The following is a 21,734-nucleotide window of genomic DNA, read 5'->3' as shown; positions in this document are numbered from 1 at the left end:
CGTGCGCCCGGCCCTCGCGCCCATCCTGATCGCGACCGCGCTCGCCGCCGGCTGCGGCCGCTGCGGCGGCGCGCGCTCCGGCGAGCGCCCCGCGCCCGGCGCGGTGGCGGTCGTGAACGGCGAGCCCATCGCGCCCGACGCGGTCGCGCGCGAGCTGCGCGACGCGCAGGCGGGCGCGGAGGGCCAGGCGCCGGCCACCGGCGACGTGCTGCGGCGGCGCGTGCTCGACGACCTCGTCGACCGCGCGCTGCTCCTGCAGCAGGCGCGCGCCCGCTCGATCGTGGTCGGCCAGGACCAGGTCGAGCGGGCCTTCCTCCGCCTCCGGGCGGAGTACCCGGGCACGCACTTCGACGACCTGCTCGCGCAGGAGCGGCTCAGCCAGGCCGAGCTGAAGGCCCGCCTCAAGGACCAGCTCACCGTGGAGCGCCTGTTCGAGCAGGAGGTGTTCCCGCAGGTCCAGGTGGTGGACGCCGAGGTCGAGCGTTACTACGCGGAGCACGGCCCCGAGTTCCAGGAGCCGGAGCGGGTGCACGTGCTCCAGATCGTCGTCGCGAGCCGCGAAGAGGCAGCCCAGGTGCGCGAGAAGCTCCGCCGCAACCCGCAGACCTTCGCCGAGGTGGCGCGCCGCTCGTCCATCGCCCCCGAGGGCAAGGGCGGCGGCGACCTCGGGTTCATCGGGCGCGGCTCCGGGTTCCCGGAGGTGTTCGACACCTGCTTCTCGCTGCCGGTGAACGTGATCTCCGACGTCACCCCGTCCCCGTACGGCTTCCACCTGTTCAAGGTGGTGGAGAAGAAGCCGGCGCAGCGGCGCACGCTGGAGCAGGCGCGCGCCGAGATCGCCGAGAAGCTCGGCCGCGAGAAGCGGGCCGGGGCGCAGGCGGAGTACCTCGAGGCCCTCCGCAAGCGCGCCCAGATCGAGATCGACGAGAAGGCCCTCGCCGCGGTGACCCCTTGAACCTCTCCCTCGCGCTGCTCGCCGTCACCCTCTCCAACGCCGCGCCCGCCGCGCCGGCGCCCCCCGCCGCCGCGGCCCAGCCGCCCCGGCGCGTGCTCGACCGGGTGGCCGCCATCGTGAACGGCGACGTGGTCACCCTGCAGGAGCTGGAGCAGCGCGCCGCCGCGCTCGGCCTGGCCGCGGCCGACGCGCTGCCCGCCGGCCCGGAGCGCGAGCGCGCCCGCGCCGAGGCGCTCCGGCGCGCGTTCGACCAGGTGGTCTCGGACAAGCTCTTCGCCGAGAAGGCGAAGGAGCTGGAGATCGAGGTCACCGAGAAGCAGGTGGACGACGCCATCGAGGGCGTGAAGAAGCAGAACGGCTTCACCGACGCCCAGCTCGAGTCCGCCCTCGCCTCCGAGGGCTACTCGATGGCCGACTACCGGACCCGCATCCGGCGCGAGCTGCAGAACTTCTCGCTGCTCCAGTACAAGGTGGCGGGGAAGATCAAGACGTCCGAGGAGGACCTGCGCAACTACTACCAGTCCCACCCGCAGGAGTTCGACGGCGAGGACGAGGTGCGGGTCCGCCACATCTTCATCCCGTTCCCCGAGGGTGGCGGCGCGCAGGCGCAGGCCCAGGCGCGCGCCGAGGGCCAGCGGGTGCTGCAGCGGCTCAAGACCGGCGAGGACTTCGGCGCGGTCGCGAAGGCCGTCTCCCGCGGCCCGTCGGCCGAGGAGGGCGGCGAGCTGGGCTGGCTGAAGCGCGGCACCATCCACCGCACGCTCGAGGACGCCGCCTTCGCGCTCAAGACCGGCGAGATCTCCGGGCTGGTGGAGGCGGGCCCCGGCGTGCACATCCTCAAGGTCGAGGAGCGGCGGCGCGGCGGCGGCAAGAGCTTCGAGCAGGCGCGCGACGAGATCCGGCAGCGGCTCGGCGAGGAGCAGGCCGAGAACTACCGGCAGCAGTACGTGGCCGAGCTCCGGCGCGACGCGCTCATCGACGTGAAGCTCCCCGAGCTGCGGCCGTGAGCCGCGCGGGGCGCCCGCGCATCGCCATCTCGCTCGGCGACCCGTCCGGCGTCGGGCCGGAGGTGACCGCGGGCGCGCTCCGCGCGCTGCGCGGCGAGCTCGTCCCCCTGGTGTTCGGCGACCGGCGCGTGCTCGCGCGCGCGCTCGGCGACCTCGGCCTGCCGGTCGTCGAGCCCGGCGCCCCGCTCCCGGCCGGCGGGGCGCTCGTCGCCACCACCGCGCTCCCCGCCGCCCAGCTCCGGCCGGCCGGCCCGCGCCGGCGGCGGGCGCGGCCCAGCTCGCTTACGTGGAGGCCGCGTTCCGCGCGGTCCGCGAGGGCGCCGCGGCCGCGCTCTGCACCGCGCCGGTGTCGAAGGCGCAGGTGGCGCGCGCGCTGCCCGGGTTCGTCGGCCACACCGAGTGGCTGGAGGCCGCCTGCGGCGTGCGCCGGTCGGTGATGATGCTGGCGGGCGACCGGCTCCGCATCGCGCTCGTCACGAACCACGTGGCGTTCTCGCGGCTGCGCCGCGCGCTCACCCTGCCGCGCGTCGTCGAGACGCTCGCCATCACCCACCGCGCGCTCCGCGACGACCTCGGCATCGCCCGGCCGCGCCTCGCGCTCGCCGCGCTCAACCCGCACGCGGGCGAGGAGGGCGCCTTCGGCGACGAGGAGTCGCGGCTGCTCGCCCCCGCGCTCGCCGCGGCCCGCGCCGCCGGCGCGCCCGCCGCCGGGCCGTTCCCGGCCGACTCGGTGTTCTTCCGGGCCGCGCTGGGCGAGTTCGACGCGGTGGTCGCGCTCTACCACGACCAGGGGCTCATCCCGGTGAAGCTGCTCGACGCGGTGGGCGGCGATCCGGCGGTGAACGTGACGCTGGGCCTGCCCATCGTCCGCACCAGCCCGGACCACGGCGTCGCCTACGACATCGCCGGCAAGGGCAAGGCGAGCGCCGCCTCGATGATCGCGGCGCTGCGGCTGGCGGTCCGGATCGCGAACGTCCGCGCGCGGCGCTGACGTCCTCGCTCGTGGTTCGACGGGCTCACCACGAGCGGTGTTCGGCTCGGGGCATCCCGCTCACCCCGAGCGTAGCCCGCCGCAGGCGGGCGGAGTCGAGGGGCCACCCCGAGCGCGCTTCGGAGCTCCGCTCACCCCGAGCGGTGTTCGGCTCGGGGCATCCCGCTCACCCCGAGCGTAGCCCGCCGCAGGCGGGCGGAGTCGAGGGGTCACCCCGAGCGCGCTTCGGAGCTCCGCTCACCCCGAGCCTGTCGAGGGGCGAGCGGGGGTCTACACATTGAACCTGAAGTGCATCACGTCGCCGTCCTGGACGACGTAGTCCTTGCCCTCGATGCGCAGCTTGCCCTTCTCGCGGCAGGCGGCCTCGGTCTTCAGCTCGAGAAGGTCCTCGATGCGGATGACCTCGGCCTTGATGAAGCCCTTCTCGAAGTCGGTGTGGATGACGCCCGCCGCCTGCGGCGCGTGCGAGCCCTTGCGCACGGTCCAGGCGCGGCACTCGTCCTCGCCGGAGGTGAAGTAGGTGATGAGGCCGAGCAGCCGGTAGCCGGCGTGCACCAGCCGGTGCAGGCCGGGCTCCTCGAGGCCGAGCGAGGCGAGGTACTCGGCGCGCTCCGGCGGCGCGAGCTCCACCAGCTCCGACTCCACCTTGCCGGAGATCTCCACCATGGGCGCGCCCTCGGCGTCGGCGAGCGCCTTCACCGCCAGGATGCTCGGGTCGGTCGCCTCCTTGCCGAGCTGCGACTCGTCCACGTTCGCGATGTAGAGCACCGGCTTCGAGGTGAGCAGGAACAGGTCCTTCACCGCGGCGCGGTCCTCCTCGGAGAGCGCCTGCGCGCGCACCGGCGTGCCGGCCTCCAGGCCCGCCTTCACCCGGTCGAGCGCCGCCACCTCGAGCTTCGCCAGCTCGCCCGCCTTGCCGGCGGCCTTGGTGTTCTTGAGCGCGCGCTCGCGCTTCTTCTCGACCGAGTCGAGGTCCTTCAGCATGAGCTCGGTCTCGACCACGTCGCGATCGCCGCGCGGGTCCACCTTGCCGGCCACGTGGACCACGTCGGGGTCCTCGAAGCAGCGCAGCACGTGGGCGATGGCGTCCACCTCGCGGATGTTCGCGAGGAACTGGTTGCCGAGCCCCTCGCCCTTGGACGCGCCGGCGACGAGGCCGGCGATGTCGACGAACTCGAGCGTGGTGGGGGTGGTCTTCTTCGGCTTGAACAGGGCCGAGAGCGCATCGAGGCGCGCGTCCGGCACCGGCACCACGCCCACGTTCGGCTCGATGGTGCAGAACGGGTAGTTGGCGGCCGCCGCCTGCGCGGCGCCGAGCAGCGCGTTGAAGAGGGTGGACTTCCCCACGTTGGGGAGGCCGACGATGCCGATGGAGAGGCCCATGTCCTGCTCTCTCTATCCCGCAAGAAACGAAAACGCTCCGGCGGACGCGGGGGCCCGCCGGAGCGCGATGCGAGCAGCGGGAACCGGGCGGCTAGGCCGCGCGGTTCGCCGGGAGCTGCGCGATGTACTCCTCGACGAGCGCCCGCTGGGCCTTCTCGTCGAGGTTCGCCTTCACCAGGCGCGAGGCGGCGTCGATGGCGAGGTCCACCACCTGCGCCTTGAGGTCGGCCTTGGCCTTCCCCAGCTCCTCGGCGATCTGGCGCCGCGCCTCGGCCACCAGCTCGTCCGCCTCCTTGCGCGCCTTGGCGGTGAGCTCCTGGCGGAGCGCCTCCACCTCCTGCTGGTTCCGGCGCGCGAGCTCGGCGGCCTCGCGCTGCGCCTTGGCGAGCGACTCCTTCTGCGCGGCGAGGAGCCGCTCCGCCTCGGCCCGCTCCTTCTTGGCCGAGTCGATGGCCTCGCGGATCGAGCGCTCGCGCTCGGCCAGCATCTTGACGATCGGCCCCCACGCGAACTTCGCGAGCACCGCGAGCATCACGAGGAACGTGATGGCGGTCCAGAGCGTGAGGCCGGGGTTGATGTCGGCGATGCCGCCGGCGGCGAGCACCGGGACCGGCGAGAGGAAGGAGGCCATGGCAGTCACTCCCAGGAGACGCTGGGCTCCGCGACGGGCGGAGCGGTTACTTGGCGAGGGCGAGGAGCAGGCAGACCACGATGGCGAACAGCGTCGCGCCTTCGATGAGGGCGGCGGCGATGATCATCGAGGTCCGGATGTCACCGGCGGCGGTCGGCTGGCGGGCCGAGCCCTCCATGGCGGCGGCGGCAAGCTTGCCGATGCCGAGGCCGGCGCCGAGGACGGCGAGGCCGGCGCCGAAGCCGGCGGACAGGTACGCGAGGGCGACAGAGGTCATGGCTGCGTTCTCCGATGCTGCGGGGCGGTGTTGCCGGGCCGCTCGTTTCCCGGGGCGCTTACCGCGCTCGACTACCCATGGCCGGGGGACGCCCCCGCCACGTGTGAACCGTGCTCCGAGCCCATGCCGGGCCCGGCGTGACCGTGCTCCTCCGCGTGCCCGTGGTCGTCGCCGTGGTGGACCAGGCCGGCGCCGATGAAGAGCGAGGAGAGCATGGTGAAGATGTAGGCCTGCACGAACGCCACGAAGAGCTCGAGCAGGAAGATCCCGAGGGCCATCGGCACCGAGCCGAACGCCACCCAGGGCGTGCCCAGCGCGAAGATGAGGCCGAGCAGCGCCAGGATCACGAAGTGGCCCGCCACCATGTTGGCGAAGAGACGGACGGTGAGGGCGAAGGGCTTCGTGAACAGGCCCAGGAACTCGACCGGGATCATGATGATCCACAGCGGCGCGAGCGACTTCGGCACGCCGCCGGTGAGGTGGGCCAGGTACCCGCCCACGCCCATGGCGCGGATGGCGGCGTACTGCGTGATGAAGAAGGTGAAGAGCGCGAGCGCGACCGTGACCGACAGGTTGGCGGTGGCGGTGGCCGAGAACGGGATGAGGCCGAACAGGTTCAGGAACAGGATGAAGAAGAAGGCGGTGACGAGGTACGGGACGAACCGGTCCGCGTCCTTCTCGCCGATGTTCTTCACCGCGATCTCGTTCCGGACGAACGCGACCAGCACCTCGATGAAGTTGTAGAGGCCGCGCGGCACCAGGCTCTTCTTGCGGACCGCGGCGAGCACCACCACGAGCAGCAGCGCCGAGGCGAACCACATCATCATGACGTGCTTGGTGGGCGTCATGTCGAGCGCGCCGAACTTGAGCGCGTCGCCGAACGTCTCGCGGAGGTCCCACTCGCAGTTCCAGGCGGGCCTGCCGTTGCAGAAGCCGGGGTGCTCGATGACGTAGCCGTCGGTGACGTGGTGCATCATCACCGCGCCCAGGCTCTCGTCGTGCCCGCCCTCGTGGCCGGCGGCCTGGCCGTGCTCGCCGCCGGCGGCGTGGGCCTCGACGGCCGCACCGTGCTCGCCCGCCGGGGCGGCGTGCGCGTCGAGGGCGGCGGCCTCGGGGGCCGCGCCGTGCTGCTCGACCGGGGCGGCGGCCGGCGCGGGCGCGGCGTCGTGCTGGGCGAGCGAGAGGCTGAGGGCGAGCGTGACGAGCGTGGCGGCGGTCATGCGGTCGTTCCCGTTCCTCGGTTGAGCGAGTGGACGAAGGCGCCTTCGATGGCGCTGAAGACGAAGTAGGGCACGAAGAAGGCGACGACGAAGGCGTAGATGCTCTCGCCCGCGCGCGCGACCGCGACGGTCCCGAGCGCGACGAGGAGGATGCGGACCAGGAACGCCGAGGCCATCACCGCGAGCGCGCGCTGCACCGGCTTCGACCCGCGCGCGAACCGCGCCATCGCGACGATGGAGGCGAGCGCGGTCACGCCGGAGATCGAGGCGCCCACCAGCGCGCCGCGGCGGTACGGCCCGGAGGCGAGCGCGAGCGCGACGAACGCGGCGGCGACGGCGGCGGTGACGAGCTGGTGCTTCAACTCAACGGTCCTTCTTCCCCGATCCGAGTACGGTCCTGAAGAAGCTGACGAACCCGCCCACCATCCCGAGCAGCGCGCCGAGGAGCAGGAACCACGGCGTCCGGTTCCCCAGCTTCCCGTCCAGCCAGTGGCCGGCCCAGGCGAACAGCCCGATGGAGGCGACCAGCGTGGTGGAGGCGCCCATGTACGGCGCCGCCTTGCGATACCCCTCCGCAAGGTTCGAGAGCCCCTTCGTCTCCGGATCCCGGCGCTCTCGATCGCTCGGTCCCGGCACTGCGCGCCTCCGCCCCTCGTCCCCGGAATCACCGGAGGTTACCGATGTTTCGGCGAGCCGAAGGGCACGCCCGTATAGCAGGCGGGAATGGCCGCGTCAATGGCCGCGCCCCCCGCCCGGAGCCATCCCGCTTCACCCCGCCGGCGGCAGGGCCGCGACCAGCCGGTCCACGTCGTCGGGGGTGCTGTAAAGGTGCGGCGCGACGCGGATTCGGCCGCCCCGGAGCGAGGTCCAGACCCGGGCCGCCCGCAGCGCGTCCTGGCCGGCGTCGGTGGCGGCGCCGCCCGCCGTGGACCGGATGCAGACGAGGTGGCTGCGCGCCTCGGGCGCGAGCGGGCTCGCCGCCTCCCAGCCCGGGGGAAGGGCGGCGAGCAGCCGATCGCCGAGCGCCCGGGCGTGGGCCTGGATCCGGGCCGGCCCGGCCTCGAGCAGGAGCCGGAGCGACTCCGCCAGCGGGAGCAGGTTGTTGAAGCTCGCGGTCTGGTGCGCGTCGTAGCGCCGCGCGCCCGGCCGCAGCTCGACCGCGGTGGGCAGGTGCTCGAAGTCCTCCGAGCCCTTCACCGCCCACCAGTTGAGGTCGCCCACCGCCAGCCGATCGAGCGCGGCGGACGAGAACAGGCCGAGCGCGGTGCCGTAGGGGCCGAGCAGGAACTTGTAGGCGGCGGCCGCGTAGACGTCCACGCCCGAGCCGCCGAAGTCGAACGGCATGGCGCCCGCCGCCTGGCTGCCGTCCACCACGGTGAGCGCGCCGGCCCTGCGCGCCGCCTCCACCACCGGGCCGGGGTCGATGCGCCCGCCGTGCAGGTACGAGACGTGGGCGAACGCCACCACCCGCGTGCGCGGGCCGATCTCGGCGGCGAGCCGCGCCGCCGACACCGCGCCGCTGGCATCGTCCGGCTCGACCACCCGCACCCGCACGCCGCGCCGGGCGAGCCAGCGCCAGGGGAAGTCGTTCGACGGGTACTCGTGGCGGGCGATCAGGATCTCGTCGCCCTCGGCGAGCTCGAGCCCGCGCGCCACCGCGTTCACGATCTGCCCGGCGCCGGTCGCGACCGCGACCGCCTCCTCGCGCGCACCGAGCAGCCGCGCCGCGAGCGCGCGCACCTCGTCCACCGCGGTGAGGTAGGTGCGCGGGCCGATGCGCCAGGGCTGCTCCTTCAGCTTGAGCGCCTCGCGGCCGGCGCGCGAGGCCGCCAGCGGGAGCGGCCCCTGGTTCGCGGCGTCGAGGTAGGCGATCCCCTCGAACGCCGCGAAGCGGTCGGCGAGGAGCGGGTCGAGCTCCCCCAACGTCAGGCCACCTTCGCGGCCTCGGCGAACGCCACGCGCGCCGCCGCCACGGTGCGCGCCACGTCGTCGTCGGTGTGGGCGGTGGAGAGGAACGCCGCCTCGAACTGCGAGGGCGGCAGGTAGGCGCCGTGCTCGAGCATGGCGTGGAAGAACGCGCCGAAGCGGCGCGTGTTGCAGGCGCGCGCGCTGGCCGCGTCGAACACCGGCTTCTCCGAGAAGAACACGGTCAGCATCGAGCCGACCCGGTTCAGCTGCACCGGCACCTTCGCCTCGGCCGCGGCGGCGACGAGGCCGTCGCCGAGCGCGGCCGAGAGCGTCTCGAGCTTCCGGTAGGCCGCCTCGGTCATGAGCTTCAGCGCGGCGTGGCCCGCGGCCATCGCCATCGGGTTCCCGGAGAGCGTGCCGGCCTGGTAGATGGGCCCGGCCGGCGCCACCCGGTCCATCACGTCGCGGCGGCCGCCGAACGCGCCCACCGGCAGGCCCGCGCCGATCACCTTGCCGAAGGTGACGAGGTCGGGGCGGAGGCCGTACAGGCCGCAGGCGCCGCCCGCGGAGAGGCGGAAGCCGGTCATCACCTCGTCCACGATGAAGAGCGCGCCGTGCTTCCGGCACAGCGCGTGGACGCCCTCGAGGAAGCCGGGGCGCGGCACGAGCACGCCCATGTTGCCGACCACCGGCTCGAGGATCACCGCCGCGATCGAGCTGCCCTTCGCCTCGAACACCTTCTCCAGCGCGCCGAGGTCGTTGTACGGGGCGGTGAGGGTGTGGCGGGCCACGTCCGCGGGCACGCCGGGCGAGTCGGGGAGGCCGAGGGTCTCGACGCCCGAGCCGGCCTTCACCAGCAGCGGATCGCCGGCGCCGTGGTAGCAGCCGTCGAACTTCACGATGTCGTCGCGCCCGGTGAAGCCGCGCGCCACGCGGATGGCGGAGGTGGTGGCCTCGGTGCCGGAGGAGACGAACCGCATCTTCTCCACCCACGGCATCCGCTCGCGCACCAGCTCGGCGAGCAGGATCTCGCGCGGCGACGGCGCGCCGAAGGAGGAGCCCTCCTTCATCGCGTCCTGCACCTCGCGCATCACCTCGGGGTGGCAGTGCCCGACGATCATCGGGCCCCAGGACAGCACGTAGTCGACGTAGTCGTTCCCGTCCACGTCCACGATGTGCGAGCCCCTGGCGCGCGCGATGAAGCGCGGCGTGCCGCCCACGCCCTTGAACGCGCGCACCGGGCTGTTCACGCCCCCGGGGAACAGGTCGTTCGCCTTCTCGAACAGCTTCTGCGACAGCTCGGTCTTCATGGTCCCTCCCGCGGGGCGGGCTTCGCCGGCCCCTTGTCGAACGCCGCGGCGCGGTCGCCGGGCCGGGCCGTTCCCGCCCGCGCCCGCCGCTCGCGCACCGCCTCGATGTTGGTCCGGATCGCGTCCGGGTTCGGGTGCCCCGGCAGCGCCAGCGCGTACAGCTCGAGCGCGCGGTCGAGGTCGCCGGACTGCGCGTGGATCTGCGCCTGCGCCTCCAGCGCGCGCGCCTTCACGTCCGGGCGCGAGCGCCGGTCCACCAGCGCCTGGAACGCGCCCAGCGCCTCCTCGTCGCGGCGCTCCAGCGCCCACGACTGCCCGGTGAGCAGCTGCGCCTCGTCGGCCAGCTCGTGCGTCGGCCACTTCTCGCGCAGGATGCGCGCCTCGGTGCGCGCCTGCTCCCAGCGCTTCAGCGCCAGGTACTCGCGCGCCACCTCGAGCTGGTAGCGCGGCGCGTCCGGCGAGTCGGAGCCGGCCACGTCCGCGTACTGCGTGATGGCGGCGAGGTGGTCGCCGTAGCGGTCGCGGAAGATGTCGCCGAGCCGGCCGCGCGCCTCGTGCGCCTCGGGGCCGCCCGGGTGGAGCGAGATGATGCGGCGGTAGTAGGCGAGGGCGCTCTGGTAGTCGCCCAGCTCGAGGTACGAGACGTCGCCCGCGAACTTGAGCGCCTTCCAGCGCACCTCGGCGTCGGCCTTCCCGAGCTGCCCCTCGCCGAGATCGGCGAGGAGCTGCTGGTAGCCGGCGAGCGCGCCGCGCGGATCGCCGGCGTGGCGGAGCGCGGTGGCGGCCTCGAGCTTGCGCTCGGCCGAGCCGCAGCCGAGGGCGAGCGCCGCGGCCAGCGCCGCGGCGGCCCAGCGGGACCGGGGCGGGCTCACCCCTGCTCCTCCGGCCCCTCCCCGCCCTCGCCGCCCTCGCCGGAGGCGTCGCCGGCGTCGCCGCCGACGTCGCCGTCCTGGGGCGCGGTCTCGACCGGCGCGGCGCCCTCCGGCTCCTCGCGCACGCCCGCCTCCTCGGCCTCCGGGGTGGTCTCGGCGACGCGCGCCACGCCCACCACCTGCTCCTCCTTCGACTCGAGCGTGATGAGGCGGACGCCCTGCGTGTTCCGGCCGATGACGCTGATCCCGCGCGCGGGCATGCGGATGAGCATGCCGGCGTTGGTGATGAGTATCACCTCCTCGGCGTCGCCGACGGTGGCCGCCGCGACCACCGGGCCGTTCCGCTCGGTGGTCTTGATGGTGATGATCCCCTTGCCGCCGCGGGTCTGCACCCGGTACTCGGCGAGCTCGGTGCGCTTGCCGTAGCCGTTGGCGGTGACCGTGAGGACGGTGTGCGCCTGCTCGCCCTCGGCTGCGGCCGCGATGGCGGCGCCGGCGACCACCTCGTCGCCCTCCTCGAGCGTGATGCCCTTCACGCCGTAGGCGGTGCGCCCCATGGGCCGGACGTCCGACTCCTCGAAGCGGATGGCCATGCCGCGCGCGGTCGAGAGCAGGATGTGGCTGCGGCCGTCGGTGAGGCGCGCGGTGATGAGCTCGTCGCCCTCCTCGATGCCGAGGCCGATGATGCCGGCCGCGCGCGGCCGGGCGAACTGGTCGAGGCGGGTCTTCTTGATGAGCCCCTTGCGCGTGGCCATGAAGACGAAGGCGGGCGTGCCCTCGGCCGCGACCTCCTCCGCCTTCTCGGCCTCGTCGCCCTCGGCCTCGGCCGCCTCGTCGGCCGCGCCCGGCGGCTCGGGCAGCCGGCGCACCGGCAGGATCGCCGCGACCTTCTCGCCGGGCGCGAGCTGGACCAGGTTCACGATGGGCTTGCCCTTGGCGGTGCGGCCGGCGGGCGGGATCTCGTGGACCTTCAGCCAGTAGACCTTCCCCTTGTCGGAGAAGACGAGCAGGTAGCTGTGCGTGGAGGCGACGAACAGGCTCTCCAGGAAGTCCTCGTCGCGGGTGGCGGCGCCGGTCTTGCCGCGCCCGCCGCGCTTCTGCGCGCGGTAGAGCGACACCGGGTTCCGCTTCACGTAGCCGAGGTGCGAGACGGTGACGACCATCTCCTCCTCGGCGATGAGGTCCTCGGTGGAGAGGTCGGTGGCCTCGCCCTGGATCTCGGTGCGGCGCTCGTCGGCGAAGAGCTGCTTCACCTCCTTCAGCTCCCCGACGATCACCTCCATCAGCACCTTCTCGGAGCCGAGGATCTCCTTCAGCCGGGTGATGAGCTTCTGCACCTCGGCCAGCTCGTCCAGGATCTTCTGGCGCTCCAGGCCGGTGAGCCGCTGGAGCTGCATCTCCAGGATGGCCTTCGCCTGGAGCTCGGACAGCGCGAAGCGCGCCATCATCTCGTCGCGGGCGGCGTCGCGGTCCTTCGCCTTCTTGATGAGCTCGATGATCTCGTCGATGTGGTCGAGCGCGATCTGGTAGCCGAGCAGGATGTGCTCGCGCTCGCGGGCCTTGCGCAGCTCGTAGCGGGTGCGCCGCGTGACCACGTCGCGGCGGTGCGCCACGAAGCGCTCCAGCATCTCCTTCAGCGTGAGGATGCGCGGCTGCCCGCCGTCGATGGCGAGCATGATCACGCCGAAGCCCATCTGCATCTGCGTGTGGGCGTACAGGTTGTTCAGCACCACCTGCGCCATCGCGTCGCGCTTCAGCTCGATGACGATGCGCATGCCCTCGCGCGAGGACTCGTCGCGCAGGTCGCTGATGCCCTCGATCCGCTTCTCGCGCACCAGCTCGGCGATGTGCTCGACCAGCTTCGCCTTGTTGACCTGGTACGGGATCTCGGTGACGACGATGGTCTCGCGCTCGGTCTTCGGGTGGATCTCGACCACCGTGCGCGCCCGCACCTGGATGGTGCCGCGCCCCTTCTCGTAGGCGGCGCGGATGCCGTCGCGGCCGTGGATGAACCCGGCGGTGGGAAAGTCCGGCCCCGGGATGAAGCGCATCAGCTCGAGGACGGTGGCCTTCGGGTTCTCGATGAGGTGGACGGCCGCGTCGATCACCTCGCCCATGTTGTGGGGCGGGATGTTGGTGGCCATGCCCACCGCGATGCCGGCCGACCCGTTCACCAGCAGGTTCGGGAAGCGGGTGGGCAGGACGCGCGGCTCGAGGATCGACTCGTCGAAGTTCGGGCCCCAGTCGACCGTGTCCTTGTCGATGTCGGCGAGGAGGTGGTCGGAGAGCCGCTCCAGGCGGCACTCGGTGTAGCGGTAGGCCGCGGCGGGGTCGCCGTCCACCGAGCCGAAGTTGCCCTGGCCGTCGATGAGCGGGTAGCGCAGGTTCCAGTCCTGCGCGAGGCGCACCAGCGCGTCGTAGACCGAGGCGTCGCCGTGCGGGTGGTACTTCTTCAGCACCTCGCCCACGACGCCGGCGCACTTCGAGTAGCGCTTGTTGTGGTGCAGCCCCTCGGTGTGCATCGCGTACAGCACGCGGCGGTGCACCGGCTTCAGGCCGTCGCGCACGTCGGGGAGCGCGCGGCCGATGATCACCGACATCGAGTAGTCGAGATACGACTTGCGCATCTCCTGCTCGATGTTGACCTGCGGGCCCCCGGGCGGCGCCGGGGGCGGCGGGGGCGCGGGCGCGTCGGGAGGGGTCGGGGGCAGGGTGTCTTCGGGCATCGGCGGGCTCGCGGCCAGGCGGCGCGCGGAGCGTGTGCGACCGCTCCGCTGGGAGGGGTGGTTTTATCCGATTCCCCTTGGAGATTCAATGCGTTTGCCGCGCTGCGGCGGGGCGGGCGCGGCGCCGCGCCGGGGAGGCGTCCGCGCTGCGCGGAATTCACGCACCGTGCGGCGCGGACGGGGCGGGCGCGGGCCAGCGAAGGCCCTGAAACGGCGGCGGGGAAGGCGCCGGAGCGCCTTCCCCGCCGTGGGAAGCCTGTTTCGCGCCGCCTAGCGGCCCGCGACCGTGAGCCGGGCCGCGGCGCGGCGCACGCGCGCCGACTCGGCCGAGTGGCCCTCGTCCTGCTCGGTGAGCTGGAGCAGCCGGTTCTGCGCGTCCTCGAAGGCCTTCCGGGCGCGCTCCACGTCGATCTCGCCGGCCGCCTCGGCGGTGTCGGCGAGCACGATGACGCGGTTGTCGGCGACCTGCAGGAACCCGCCGCCGACGGCGTAGTGGTGCTCCCGCCCGCCCTCGACGTAGGTGAGCCGGCCGGGCTCGAGCGCGGTCATGAAGGGCTCGTGGTTCAGCCGGACGCCGAACCCGCCCTGCACGCCGGGCGCGCGGACCTCGTCCACCTGGACCGAGAGGACCCGCTTCTCCGGCGTGACGATGTCGAGCGTGAGCGCCATGGATTACCCCGCGGTGAGCTTCTTGGCCTTCTCCACCGCCTCCTCGATCCCGCCGACCATGTAGAACGCCTGCTCCGGCAGGTCGTCGTGCTTGCCGTCCACGATCTCCTTGAAGCCGCGGATCGTGTCGGGGAGCTCGACGTACTTGCCCGGGTTGCCGGTGAACTGCTGGGCGACGGTGAAGGGCTGGGAGAGGAAGCGCTGGATCTTGCGGGCGCGCGCCACGGTGAGCTTGTCGTCCTCGGAGAGCTCGTCCATGCCGAGGATGGCGATGATGTCCTGCAGGTCCTTGTAGCGCTGCAGGGTCTCCTGGACCGCGCGGGCGACGGCGTAGTGCTCCTGCCCGACGACGTTCGGGTCGAGGATGCGCGAGGTCGAGTCGAGCGGGTCCACCGCGGGGTAGATGCCGATCTCGGTGAGCTTGCGGTTCAGCACCGTGGTGGCGTCGAGGTGCGCGAACGCGGTGGCCGGCGCCGGGTCGGTGAGGTCGTCGGCGGGCACGTAGATGGCCTGCACCGAGGTGATGGCGCCCTTCTGCGTGGAGGTGATGCGCTCCTGCAGCTCGCCCATCTCGGTGGACAGCGTCGGCTGGTAACCCACGGCGGACGGGATGCGGCCGAGGAGCGCGGACACCTCGGAGCCGGCCTGGGTGAACCGGAAGATGTTGTCGATGAAGAGCAGCATGTCTCGGTTCTCGACATCGCGGAAGTACTCCGCCACGGTGAGCGCCGAGAGGGCGACGCGGGCGCGGGCGCCGGGCGGCTCGTTCATCTGCCCGTACACCAGCACGCACTGGCTCTTCGACAGGTCGTCCTTGTTGATGACGCCCGCCTCGATCATCTCGTGGTAGAGGTCGTTGCCCTCGCGGGTCCGCTCCCCCACGCCGCCGAACACCGAGAAGCCGCCGCGCTTCTTCGCGACGTTGTTCACGAGCTCCATCAGCAGCACGGTCTTGCCCACGCCCGCGCCGCCGAACAGGCCGATCTTGCCGCCGCGGAGGTACGGGGCGAGCAGGTCGATGACCTTGATGCCGGTCTCGAACGCCTCGACCTTCACGTTGAGGTCGGTGAGCAGCGGGGCCGCGCGGTGGATGGGGAGCGTGCGGGTCGCGGCCACCGGGCCGCGCTCGTCCACCGGCTCGCCCACCACGTTCAGGATGCGGCCCAGCACCTCCTTGCCCACCGGCACGGCGATGGGGGCGCCGGTGTTCTTCACCGGCATGCCGCGAACCAGGCCGTCGGTGGAGTCCATCGCGATGCAGCGCGCGGTGTTCTCGCCGAGGTGCTGCGACACCTCGATGACGAGGTTGTCCTGGCGGTCGTCCACGCCCGGGTTCGTCACCTTGAGCGCGGTGTAGATGTCGGGCAGCGCGCCGGGCGGGAACTCGACGTCCACCACCGGGCCGATGACCTGGGTGATCCTGCCGTTCTCAACGTTCGTAGCGGTGGCCATGTCTTCCTTTCGGGGACCGTTACTTGAGCGCCTCGGCGCCGCCCACGATCTCCATGAGCTCCTTCGTCACGTAGGCCTGGCGCGCCCGGTTGTACTGGAGGCTGAGCGACGCGATCATCTCCTCGGCGTTCTTGGTCGCCGACTCCATCGCGCTCATGCGCGCGCCGTGCTCCGACGCGGCGGACTCGAGCAGCGCCCGCCACACCTGCATCGCCACGTGGCGGGGCAGGAGCTCGGCGAGCAGCGCCTCGCGGGAGGGCTCGTACCTGAAGTCGATGCCGGCGGTGTCCGCGCCGGCGGCCGAGGTGTCGATGGGGAGCAGCTGCACCACCACCGGCTTCTGGGAGATGGCGCTCTTGAACTCGTTGTAGGCGAGGAAGACGGTGTCCACCTCGCCGGCGAGGTAGCGCTCGGTGGCCTCGCGCGCGAGCGCCTCGGCCTTCTCGTAGGCGAGGTTCGCGTGGATGCCGGTGTAGTCCTTGCGGATGTCGAGCTTGCGGGCCTTGAAGTACTCGCGGCCCTTCTTCCCCACGGTGGAGAGCGCGATCCGCTCGAAGCGGTCGCCGTTCTCGGTGAGGAAGCGCTGGACGAAGCGGCAGATGTTGGAGTTGAAGCCGCCGGCCAGGCCGCGGTCGCTGGTGACGACCACCACCTCGGCGGTGCGCTGGTCGCGCGGCGCGAGCAGCGGGTGGGCCACCTGCTCCTCGGCGGCGGCGCGGGCCGCCAGCCGGGAGAGCGTCTGGTCCAGCAGGATCGCGTACGGCCGGGTCTTGAGGACGGCGTCCTGCGCGCGGCGGAGCTTCGCCGCGGACACCATCTTCATGGCCTTGGTGATCTGCCGGGTCGAGCGGACCGAGCCGATGCGGTTGCGGATGTCGCGAAGGGAAGGCACGGGAGCCTCGTCTCCTCGGGCGGCTAGCCCTCGATCTTGAAGATGCCGGCGAACTCCCGGAGCGCGGCGTCGAGGTCCTTGCGGATGCCGTCGTCGAGCGCCTTCTTCTCGGCGATCGCCTTGGCGATGCCGGGGTGCCGGGCGTCGAGGAACTCGAGCAGCTCGCGCATGTAGCGGACCACCTGCTCGGTCGGGACCGCGCGGATCCAGTTCTGGCCGTCCGTGTCCTTCTGCGTGCCGGCGTAGATCTGGATGACCTGCTTCTCGACGGAGAGCGGCGCGTACTGGCCCTGCTTCAGCAGCTCGACCAGGCGCTCGCCGCGGGCCAGCGTCTCCTGGGTGGCTTTGTCGAGGTCGGAGCCGAACTGCGCGAACGCCGCCAGCTCGCGGTACTGGGCGAGGTCGAGCTTCAGCGAGCCGGCCACCTGCTTCATGGCCTTGATCTGCGCGGAGCCGCCGACGCGGGACACCGAGATGCCGACGTTAATGGCCGGCCGGACGCCCTGGTAGAACAGGTTCGACTCGAGGAAGATCTGGCCGTCGGTGATGGAGATGACGTTCGTCGGGATGTACGCCGACACGTCGCCGGCCTGCGTCTCGATGATGGGGAGCGCGGTCAGCGAGCCGGCGCCCTCCTTGTCGGAGAGCTTGGCGGCGCGCTCGAGCAGGCGGCTGTGGAGGTAGAACACGTCGCCCGGGTACGCCTCGCGGCCCGGCGGGCGGCGGAGGAGCAGCGAGAGCTGGCGGTACGCCACGGCCTGCTTGGAGAGGTCGTCGTAGATGATGAGGGCGTGGCGGCCGGAGTCGCGGAAGTACTCCGCCATGGTCACGCCGGTGTACGGCGCGAGGTACTGCATCGGCGCCGGGTCGGAGGCGCTGGCGGAGATGACCGTCGTGTACTCCATCGCGCCGTACTTCTTGAGCGTGTCGACCACGCGCGCGACGGTGGACTGCTTCTGGCCGATGGCGACGTAGAAGCAGTAGAGGTTGTTGCCCTTGTTGTTGAGGATGGTGTCGATCGCCACCGCGGTCTTGCCGGTCTGGCGGTCGCCCAGGATCAGCTCGCGCTGGCCGCGGCCGATGGGCACGAGCGCGTCGATCGCCTTCAGGCCGGTCTGCATCGGCTCGTGCACCGACTTGCGCTTCACGATGCCGGGGGCCTTGATCTCGATCTTGCGGGTGTGCTTCGAGGTGATGGGCCCGCGGCCGTCGATGGGGTTGCCGAGGCCGTCCACCACGCGCCCGAGCAGCTCCTCGCCCACCGGCACCTCGGCGATGAGGCCGGTGCGCTTGACCGGGTCGCCCTCCCGGATGTGCTCGTAGGGCCCCATGATGGCGGCGCCGACGTTGTCCTCCTCGAGGTTGAGGACCAGGCCGCGCACGCCGCCCGGGAACTCGAGCAGCTCACCGGCGGCGGCGCCGGCGAGGCCGTAGATGCGGGCGACGCCGTCCGCCTGGCTCAGGATGGAGCCGGTCTCGGCGACCTCGACCTTCTTCCCGTAGTCCTTGATCTGCTCGCGGATGATGCGGCTGATCTCGTCGGCGCGGATTTCCATCGGATCGGTTCTCCGGGGCGATGCTGTGAGGGGAGCGAGTTCGTTACTGCTTCAAGGTCTTGCGGAGGTCCTCGAGCTGGGTCCGCAGCGAGCCGTCGTAGACGAGGCTGCCGACCTGGGCGACGACGCCGCCGAGGAGGGCCGGGTCGACCGCGCGATCGAGGAGGACCGTCGCCTTCGTCGCCTGCGAGAGGCGGTCGGCGATGGACTGCGCGGCCTGCGCGTCGAGGGGCACCGCGGAGGTGACCCGGGCGCGGAGGCGGCCGAGGTGCTGATCGGCGAGCGCGCGGAAGGTGTCCACCACCGCCGCCAGGTAGGCGAGGCGGTTCCGGTCGCCGAGCAGGAAGAGGAGGTTGGCCGGCTCGCGCTCGAGCTTCAGCGCGGAGGCCAGCTTCTCCACGATGGCCCGGCGCTGCTCCTTCGAGTAGACCGGGTTGGACAGGACGTCGCGCAGATCGGGGGAGCCTTCGACGGCGTTCTTCAGGACCTGAAGCGCGTCGTTCCAGGGCTCGACACGGCCCTGCTCGACGGCGAGGCTGAAGAGCGCCCGGGCGTACCGGCGGGCGATGGAACCCATGAGCATAAGGGACGCGCTCCGTAGCATGTCGCAGGCGCCCCGGTCAAGTACGTCCCGGATTTAGTCCGTGGACTTTCGCGGGGTTCGGGCCTCGTTTGACACCCGCACCCGTCGACTTACGTTCCCCGCGCCTAAAAGGAGGTCAAAAATCATGGCGATGCTGACCAGATTCGAGCCCTTCCGCGACCTGGCGAGGCTGCAGGACGAGATGAGCCGCATGTTCGGCGAAGACCGCCTGTTCCGCGCCGGCGAGTCGGTGGGCTGGACGCCCGCGTGCGACATCTACGAGGACGAGGACGCGGTGACGCTCCGCTTCGAGCTGGCCGGGGTGGACCCGAAGGACGTGGAGGTCCGCTTCGAGAACGGCGTGCTGACGCTGCGGGGCGAGCGGAAGCTCGAGCACGAGGAGAAGCGCGAGAACTACCACCGCGTGGAGCTCGGCTACGGCACCTTCACCCGGTCCTTCACGCTCCCGAGCACCGTGGACGCGGAGCACATCCGCGCCGAGGCGAAGAACGGGGTGCTGGCCGTGACGCTGCCGAAGCGCGCCGAGGCCAAGCCGCGCGCCATCCAGGTGAAGATCACCTGAGTGATCCGACGGGGCTGCGCCCCGCCCCACGGAGCGGAGCTCCGCGGGGCCCCACCCTGCTGCGCGGGGCCCGTGACTGCGCGCGATCGCGCATCAACGAAAAGCGGGCCCCGTCTCCGGAGCCCGCTTTTCTCATGCCCACGGTCTGACGCGCCGCGTTACGGCTTGACGGCCGCGACGGCCGGGGCCGGGGCGGGCTTCGACGCGTTCTTGTCGAGCGCCTCCATCTTCGTCTGACCCTCGAAGATGACGCCCTTCTCGATCATGAGCGACGGGGCCTCGATGTTGCCCCGCATCTTGGCGGGATGGTGCAGCTCGACCGCGTTCTTCGCGCGGACGTTGCCGTTGATCTCGCCGTGGACGATCACCGTGCCGCAGGTGATCTCGGCGGACACCTTGGCGCCCTCGCCGACCACCAGCACATCGTTGGTCACGATGGTGCCGGTGAACTTGCCGTCGATGCGGACGGTGCCTTCGAAGGTGAGCTTCCCTTCGAACTCCGAGCCGCGGCCCAGGAGGGCGTTGAGATCCCCGGACGCGGCCGGGATGGAGGTGAGTTCTTCGCGCTTCAGCATGGCCATGGAATGCGGCTCCTCGTTCCTCGATGGCTTCGTGGGCGTGTCTTCAGCCGGGCCGGACACGCCGTCAGACGGCGCGTCCTCCCTCAGCTTGCTCCAGAAGGACATCCTTCCTCACAGTGGTACTGGATCGGCCGTCGCCGGCCCAGGCTCGACGTCCCTTGAACCGGGGACGTCGAACCCTACTGTTACGCTCCGATCTTTGCCAGTATTCCGTCGAGTTCGTCGAGGGAGGTGTATTCAACCTCGAGCTTCCCGGCGACCGCAGACTTGGGGACGACGCGGCACCGCGCGCCCAGCCGGCGCTGCAGCCGGTGCGCAAGGTCGCGGATCGCCGGGCTGTCGGCGGGCGGATCGGCGGGCCCCGCCTTCGACGGCTTCTTGGAGAGGCTCCGCACGAGCGCCTCGGTGGCGCGCACCGACAGCCCCTCGCGGATGGCCCGCTGCGCGATCTTGCGGATCGCCTCGGCCTCCTCGAGGCCGAGCAGGGCGCGGGCGTGGCCCATGTCGAGCTGGCCGCCCCGGACCGACTCGCGCACGTCCTCCGGGAGCTTCAGCAGCCGGAGCGCGTTCGCGACGGTGGAGCGCTCCTTGCCGACGCGGGTCGCGATCGCCTCCTGCGTGAGGCCGTGGTCCGCCTGGAGGACCTCGTAGGCCTCCGCCTCCTCGATCGCGTTCAGGTCGGCGCGCTGGAGGTTCTCGACCAGCGCGAGCTCGAAGGCCTCGCGGTCGGTCGCCTCGCGCAGGACCGCCGGGACCTCCTTCAGCCCGGCGCGCTGGGCGGCGCGCCAGCGGCGCTCACCGGCCAGGATCCGGTACCGCCCGCCGTCCTTGCGCACCAGGATCGGCTCGACGATCCCGTGCTGCCGGATCGAGGCCGCCAGCTCCTCGAGCTTCGCGTCCTCGAAGCGCTTGCGGGGCTGTTCCGGGTTGCGCTCGATGGCCTCGACCGGGAGCGTGAGCAACGTCCGGCCCGGGATGGCGGGCGCGGGCGCCGCCGCCGCGCTGGGCGGGGGCGGGGCGTTGGACAGCAGGGCGGCCATTCCGCGCCCGAGGGCGGGGCGGCGCTTCTCGGCGATGCTCACGCGAGACCTCCCTCCGCGCCGAAGCGGGCGGCGACCTCGCCTGCGAGCTCGAGGTAGCTCTGACACCCCTTCGACGTCACGTCGTAGAGCAGGATGGGCTTGCCGTGGCTGGGCGCCTCGGAGAGCCGCACGTTCCGCGGGATCACCGTGCGGAACACCTGGCTCGCGAAGGTCTTCCGGATCTCGTCCGCGACCTGGTTCGCGAGGTTGTTGGGCGAGAACATGGTGAGGACGATGCCGTCCACCGTCAGGCCCGGGTTGGCGGCGGCGCGCACGAGCTCGATGGTCTTCAGGACGTCCGCGAGCCCCTCGAGCGCGTAGTACTCGCACTGGAGCGGGATGATCACGCCCTGCGCCGCCACCAGGCCGTTCAGCGTGAGCAGGCCGAGCGACGGTGGGCAGTCGATGACCACGTACTCGTAGCTCGGCGCGAGCGTGTCCACGGCGCGCTTCAGGCGCGACTCGCGCGCGTCGAGCTCGGCCAGCTCCAGCTCCGCGCCCACCAGGTGGCGCGAGGCGGGCACGAGGTCGAGGAACTTGAGCTCGGTCTTGCGAACCGCCTCCGAGAGCGGCTGGTCGTCGAGGAGCACCTCGTAGATGGACTTCTCCGACTCGTCCCGGCGGATGCCGAGCGCGCTGCCGGCGTTCCCCTGCGGGTCCACGTCCACGAGCAGCGTCCGGTGCTCCGCGGCCGCAAGCGACGCGGCCAGGTTGACGGCGGTGGTGGTCTTGCCGACCCCGCCCTTCTGATTCGCGATGGTGAGGATGCGGCCCATGCGCCCTGCTTCCACGGGGGCGATGCCCCCAGCCGACGTCTCGTCCAAGAAGAGTTCCCTCGTTGCGGTTCCGGTGTCCCGATCTGGGACGGTGCCGAGGGACCATGCCCTAGCCCTCTGACACGGGGGCGTTCCACGTGGAACGTCCGCGCCGGGAGGACCCCCGGCGGCCACCCTGTTCCACGTGGAACACGCACGCGGCGGCGGTGCCGCCGTTCCACGTGGAACACCGGTTCCTGCGCGGGAAGTCCGGGGAAGCCGGCCGGCCGGGCCGGCTGGC

At 72.1% G+C, this 21,734-nt stretch carries 22 protein-coding genes; 4 read left to right on the top strand and 18 right to left on the bottom strand.

Going from position 1 to position 21,734, the window contains the following annotated elements; all coding sequences use genetic code 11:
• Window position 1 precedes the first annotated feature (1 nt).
• From ACOQFB_RS21600 to pdxA, 3 genes are all read left to right on the top strand, one after another.
• Window positions 2-955, top strand: a complete 954-nt coding sequence (locus ACOQFB_RS21600) for a peptidylprolyl isomerase (protein WP_059436214.1) — start codon at window positions 2-4, stop codon at window positions 953-955.
• On the top strand, window positions 952-1,962 hold the full coding sequence (locus tag ACOQFB_RS21595) for a peptidylprolyl isomerase (protein ID WP_059436215.1): 1,011 nt from the start codon (window positions 952-954) through the stop codon (window positions 1,960-1,962). The genes ACOQFB_RS21600 and ACOQFB_RS21595 overlap by 4 nt, the downstream gene beginning before the upstream one ends.
• Before the next feature lie 286 nt (window positions 1,963-2,248).
• Entirely contained in the window at window positions 2,249-2,953 is a 705-nt protein-coding gene (pdxA, locus tag ACOQFB_RS21590) for a 4-hydroxythreonine-4-phosphate dehydrogenase PdxA (protein WP_494492365.1), read from the top strand.
• A 270-nt stretch (window positions 2,954-3,223) separates the two neighbouring features.
• Here the strand turns inward: pdxA and ychF are convergent, their stop codons facing one another.
• The 15 genes from ychF to atpH all read right to left on the bottom strand — a co-directional run bounded on the left by ychF (window position 3,224) and on the right by atpH (window position 18,432).
• Window positions 3,224-4,336 carry a redox-regulated ATPase YchF gene (ychF, locus tag ACOQFB_RS21585; RefSeq protein WP_059436217.1) on the bottom strand — a complete coding sequence of 371 codons (1,113 nt, stop codon included), beginning with the start codon at window positions 4,334-4,336 and terminating at the stop codon, window positions 3,224-3,226.
• 91 nt (window positions 4,337-4,427) lie between these two features.
• Window positions 4,428-4,967, bottom strand: coding sequence for a F0F1 ATP synthase subunit B (gene atpF / locus ACOQFB_RS21580; RefSeq protein ID WP_059436218.1), 540 nt, complete (start codon window positions 4,965-4,967; stop codon window positions 4,428-4,430).
• 46 nt (window positions 4,968-5,013) lie between these two features.
• On the bottom strand, window positions 5,014-5,244 hold the full coding sequence (gene atpE / locus ACOQFB_RS21575; RefSeq protein WP_059436219.1) for an ATP synthase F0 subunit C: 231 nt from the start codon (window positions 5,242-5,244) through the stop codon (window positions 5,014-5,016).
• A gap of 71 nt (window positions 5,245-5,315) precedes the next feature.
• Window positions 5,316-6,464 (bottom strand): F0F1 ATP synthase subunit A, encoded by a 1,149-nt coding sequence (locus tag ACOQFB_RS21570; RefSeq protein WP_421609485.1) that lies wholly within the window; start codon window positions 6,462-6,464, stop codon window positions 5,316-5,318.
• The gene (locus tag ACOQFB_RS21565; protein WP_059436221.1) at window positions 6,461-6,826 is read right to left on the bottom strand and encodes a hypothetical protein; all 366 of its coding nucleotides are present in this window, start codon (window positions 6,824-6,826) and stop codon (window positions 6,461-6,463) included. The genes ACOQFB_RS21570 and ACOQFB_RS21565 overlap by 4 nt, the downstream gene beginning before the upstream one ends.
• Window position 6,827: 1 nt before the next feature.
• Entirely contained in the window at window positions 6,828-7,100 is a 273-nt protein-coding gene (locus tag ACOQFB_RS21560) for an AtpZ/AtpI family protein (protein WP_059436222.1), read from the bottom strand.
• A 132-nt stretch (window positions 7,101-7,232) separates the two neighbouring features.
• A complete protein-coding gene (locus ACOQFB_RS21555) occupies window positions 7,233-8,387 on the bottom strand; it encodes an aminotransferase class V-fold PLP-dependent enzyme (protein WP_421609484.1) in 1,155 nt (384 codons plus the stop codon).
• Window positions 8,388-8,389: 2 nt separating this feature from the next.
• A complete protein-coding gene (hemL, locus tag ACOQFB_RS21550; protein WP_421609483.1) occupies window positions 8,390-9,682 on the bottom strand; it encodes a glutamate-1-semialdehyde 2,1-aminomutase in 1,293 nt (430 codons plus the stop codon).
• Window positions 9,679-10,554 carry a tetratricopeptide repeat protein gene (locus ACOQFB_RS21545; protein ID WP_059436225.1) on the bottom strand — a complete coding sequence of 292 codons (876 nt, stop codon included), beginning with the start codon at window positions 10,552-10,554 and terminating at the stop codon, window positions 9,679-9,681. Before ACOQFB_RS21545 ends, hemL begins: the two co-directional genes overlap by 4 nt.
• The gene (gene gyrA / locus ACOQFB_RS21540) at window positions 10,551-13,280 is read right to left on the bottom strand and encodes a DNA gyrase subunit A (protein WP_421609482.1); all 2,730 of its coding nucleotides are present in this window, start codon (window positions 13,278-13,280) and stop codon (window positions 10,551-10,553) included. Before gyrA ends, ACOQFB_RS21545 begins: the two co-directional genes overlap by 4 nt.
• A 270-nt stretch (window positions 13,281-13,550) precedes the next feature.
• Entirely contained in the window at window positions 13,551-13,949 is a 399-nt protein-coding gene (locus ACOQFB_RS21535) for a F0F1 ATP synthase subunit epsilon (protein WP_059436227.1), read from the bottom strand.
• Window positions 13,950-13,952: 3 nt separating this feature from the next.
• On the bottom strand, window positions 13,953-15,401 hold the full coding sequence (gene atpD / locus ACOQFB_RS21530) for a F0F1 ATP synthase subunit beta (RefSeq protein WP_012528429.1): 1,449 nt from the start codon (window positions 15,399-15,401) through the stop codon (window positions 13,953-13,955).
• 19 nt (window positions 15,402-15,420) lie between these two features.
• Entirely contained in the window at window positions 15,421-16,293 is an 873-nt protein-coding gene (atpG, locus tag ACOQFB_RS21525; RefSeq protein WP_421609481.1) for an ATP synthase F1 subunit gamma, read from the bottom strand.
• A gap of 23 nt (window positions 16,294-16,316) precedes the next feature.
• Window positions 16,317-17,849: a F0F1 ATP synthase subunit alpha gene (atpA, locus tag ACOQFB_RS21520; RefSeq protein WP_059436229.1), complete on the bottom strand. Its 1,533-nt coding sequence runs from the start codon at window positions 17,847-17,849 to the stop codon at window positions 16,317-16,319.
• Between the two features lie 43 nt (window positions 17,850-17,892).
• A complete protein-coding gene (atpH, locus tag ACOQFB_RS21515) occupies window positions 17,893-18,432 on the bottom strand; it encodes an ATP synthase F1 subunit delta (RefSeq protein WP_059436230.1) in 540 nt (179 codons plus the stop codon).
• 151 nt (window positions 18,433-18,583) lie between these two features.
• Here atpH and ACOQFB_RS21510 point away from each other — a divergent pair, with 151 nt between their 5' ends.
• The gene (locus ACOQFB_RS21510) at window positions 18,584-19,015 is read left to right on the top strand and encodes an Hsp20/alpha crystallin family protein (RefSeq protein WP_237757803.1); all 432 of its coding nucleotides are present in this window, start codon (window positions 18,584-18,586) and stop codon (window positions 19,013-19,015) included.
• A 158-nt stretch (window positions 19,016-19,173) separates the two neighbouring features.
• Here ACOQFB_RS21510 and ACOQFB_RS21505 read toward each other — a convergent pair whose 3' ends face one another.
• The 3 genes from ACOQFB_RS21505 to ACOQFB_RS21495 form a co-directional block, all read right to left on the bottom strand.
• Complete coding sequence (locus tag ACOQFB_RS21505; protein ID WP_059436232.1) at window positions 19,174-19,596, bottom strand: bactofilin family protein; 423 nt, start codon at window positions 19,594-19,596, stop codon at window positions 19,174-19,176.
• 185 nt (window positions 19,597-19,781) lie between these two features.
• Window positions 19,782-20,678, bottom strand: coding sequence for a ParB/RepB/Spo0J family partition protein (locus tag ACOQFB_RS21500; protein WP_059436233.1), 897 nt, complete (start codon window positions 20,676-20,678; stop codon window positions 19,782-19,784).
• The gene (locus tag ACOQFB_RS21495) at window positions 20,675-21,454 is read right to left on the bottom strand and encodes a ParA family protein (RefSeq protein WP_059436234.1); all 780 of its coding nucleotides are present in this window, start codon (window positions 21,452-21,454) and stop codon (window positions 20,675-20,677) included. Before ACOQFB_RS21495 ends, ACOQFB_RS21500 begins: the two co-directional genes overlap by 4 nt.
• Window positions 21,455-21,734: the final 280 nt, after the last annotated feature.

This window comes from Anaeromyxobacter sp. Red801 (genome assembly GCF_049201065.2).
Taxonomy (GTDB): domain Bacteria; phylum Myxococcota; class Myxococcia; order Myxococcales; family Anaeromyxobacteraceae; genus Anaeromyxobacter.
Note: the sequence above shows the minus strand (reverse complement) of the source record. Positions and strands in the feature narration are given on the sequence as shown.

Bases quoted from the DNA above. Each gene is read 5' to 3' on its own strand.
- ychF (WP_059436217.1), bottom strand. From the start codon at position 4,336: ATGGGCCTCTCCATCGGCATCGTCGGCCTCCCCAACGTGGGGAAGTCC.
- atpF (WP_059436218.1), bottom strand. From the start codon at position 4,967: ATGGCCTCCTTCCTCTCGCCGGTCCCGGTGCTCGCCGCCGGCGGCATC.
- atpE (WP_059436219.1), bottom strand. From the start codon at position 5,244: ATGACCTCTGTCGCCCTCGCGTACCTGTCCGCCGGCTTCGGCGCCGGC.
- ACOQFB_RS21570 (WP_421609485.1), bottom strand. From the start codon at position 6,464: ATGACCGCCGCCACGCTCGTCACGCTCGCCCTCAGCCTCTCGCTCGCC.
- hemL (WP_421609483.1), bottom strand. From the start codon at position 9,682: ATGAAGACCGAGCTGTCGCAGAAGCTGTTCGAGAAGGCGAACGACCTG.
- gyrA (WP_421609482.1), bottom strand. From the start codon at position 13,280: ATGCCCGAAGACACCCTGCCCCCGACCCCTCCCGACGCGCCCGCGCCC.
- ACOQFB_RS21535 (WP_059436227.1), bottom strand. From the start codon at position 13,949: ATGGCGCTCACGCTCGACATCGTCACGCCGGAGAAGCGGGTCCTCTCG.
- atpD (WP_012528429.1), bottom strand. From the start codon at position 15,401: ATGGCCACCGCTACGAACGTTGAGAACGGCAGGATCACCCAGGTCATC.
- atpA (WP_059436229.1), bottom strand. From the start codon at position 17,849: ATGGAAATCCGCGCCGACGAGATCAGCCGCATCATCCGCGAGCAGATC.
- atpH (WP_059436230.1), bottom strand. From the start codon at position 18,432: ATGCTCATGGGTTCCATCGCCCGCCGGTACGCCCGGGCGCTCTTCAGC.
- ACOQFB_RS21510 (WP_237757803.1), top strand. From the start codon at position 18,584: ATGCTGACCAGATTCGAGCCCTTCCGCGACCTGGCGAGGCTGCAGGAC.
- ACOQFB_RS21505 (WP_059436232.1), bottom strand. From the start codon at position 19,596: ATGGCCATGCTGAAGCGCGAAGAACTCACCTCCATCCCGGCCGCGTCC.
- ACOQFB_RS21495 (WP_059436234.1), bottom strand. From the start codon at position 21,454: ATGGGCCGCATCCTCACCATCGCGAATCAGAAGGGCGGGGTCGGCAAG.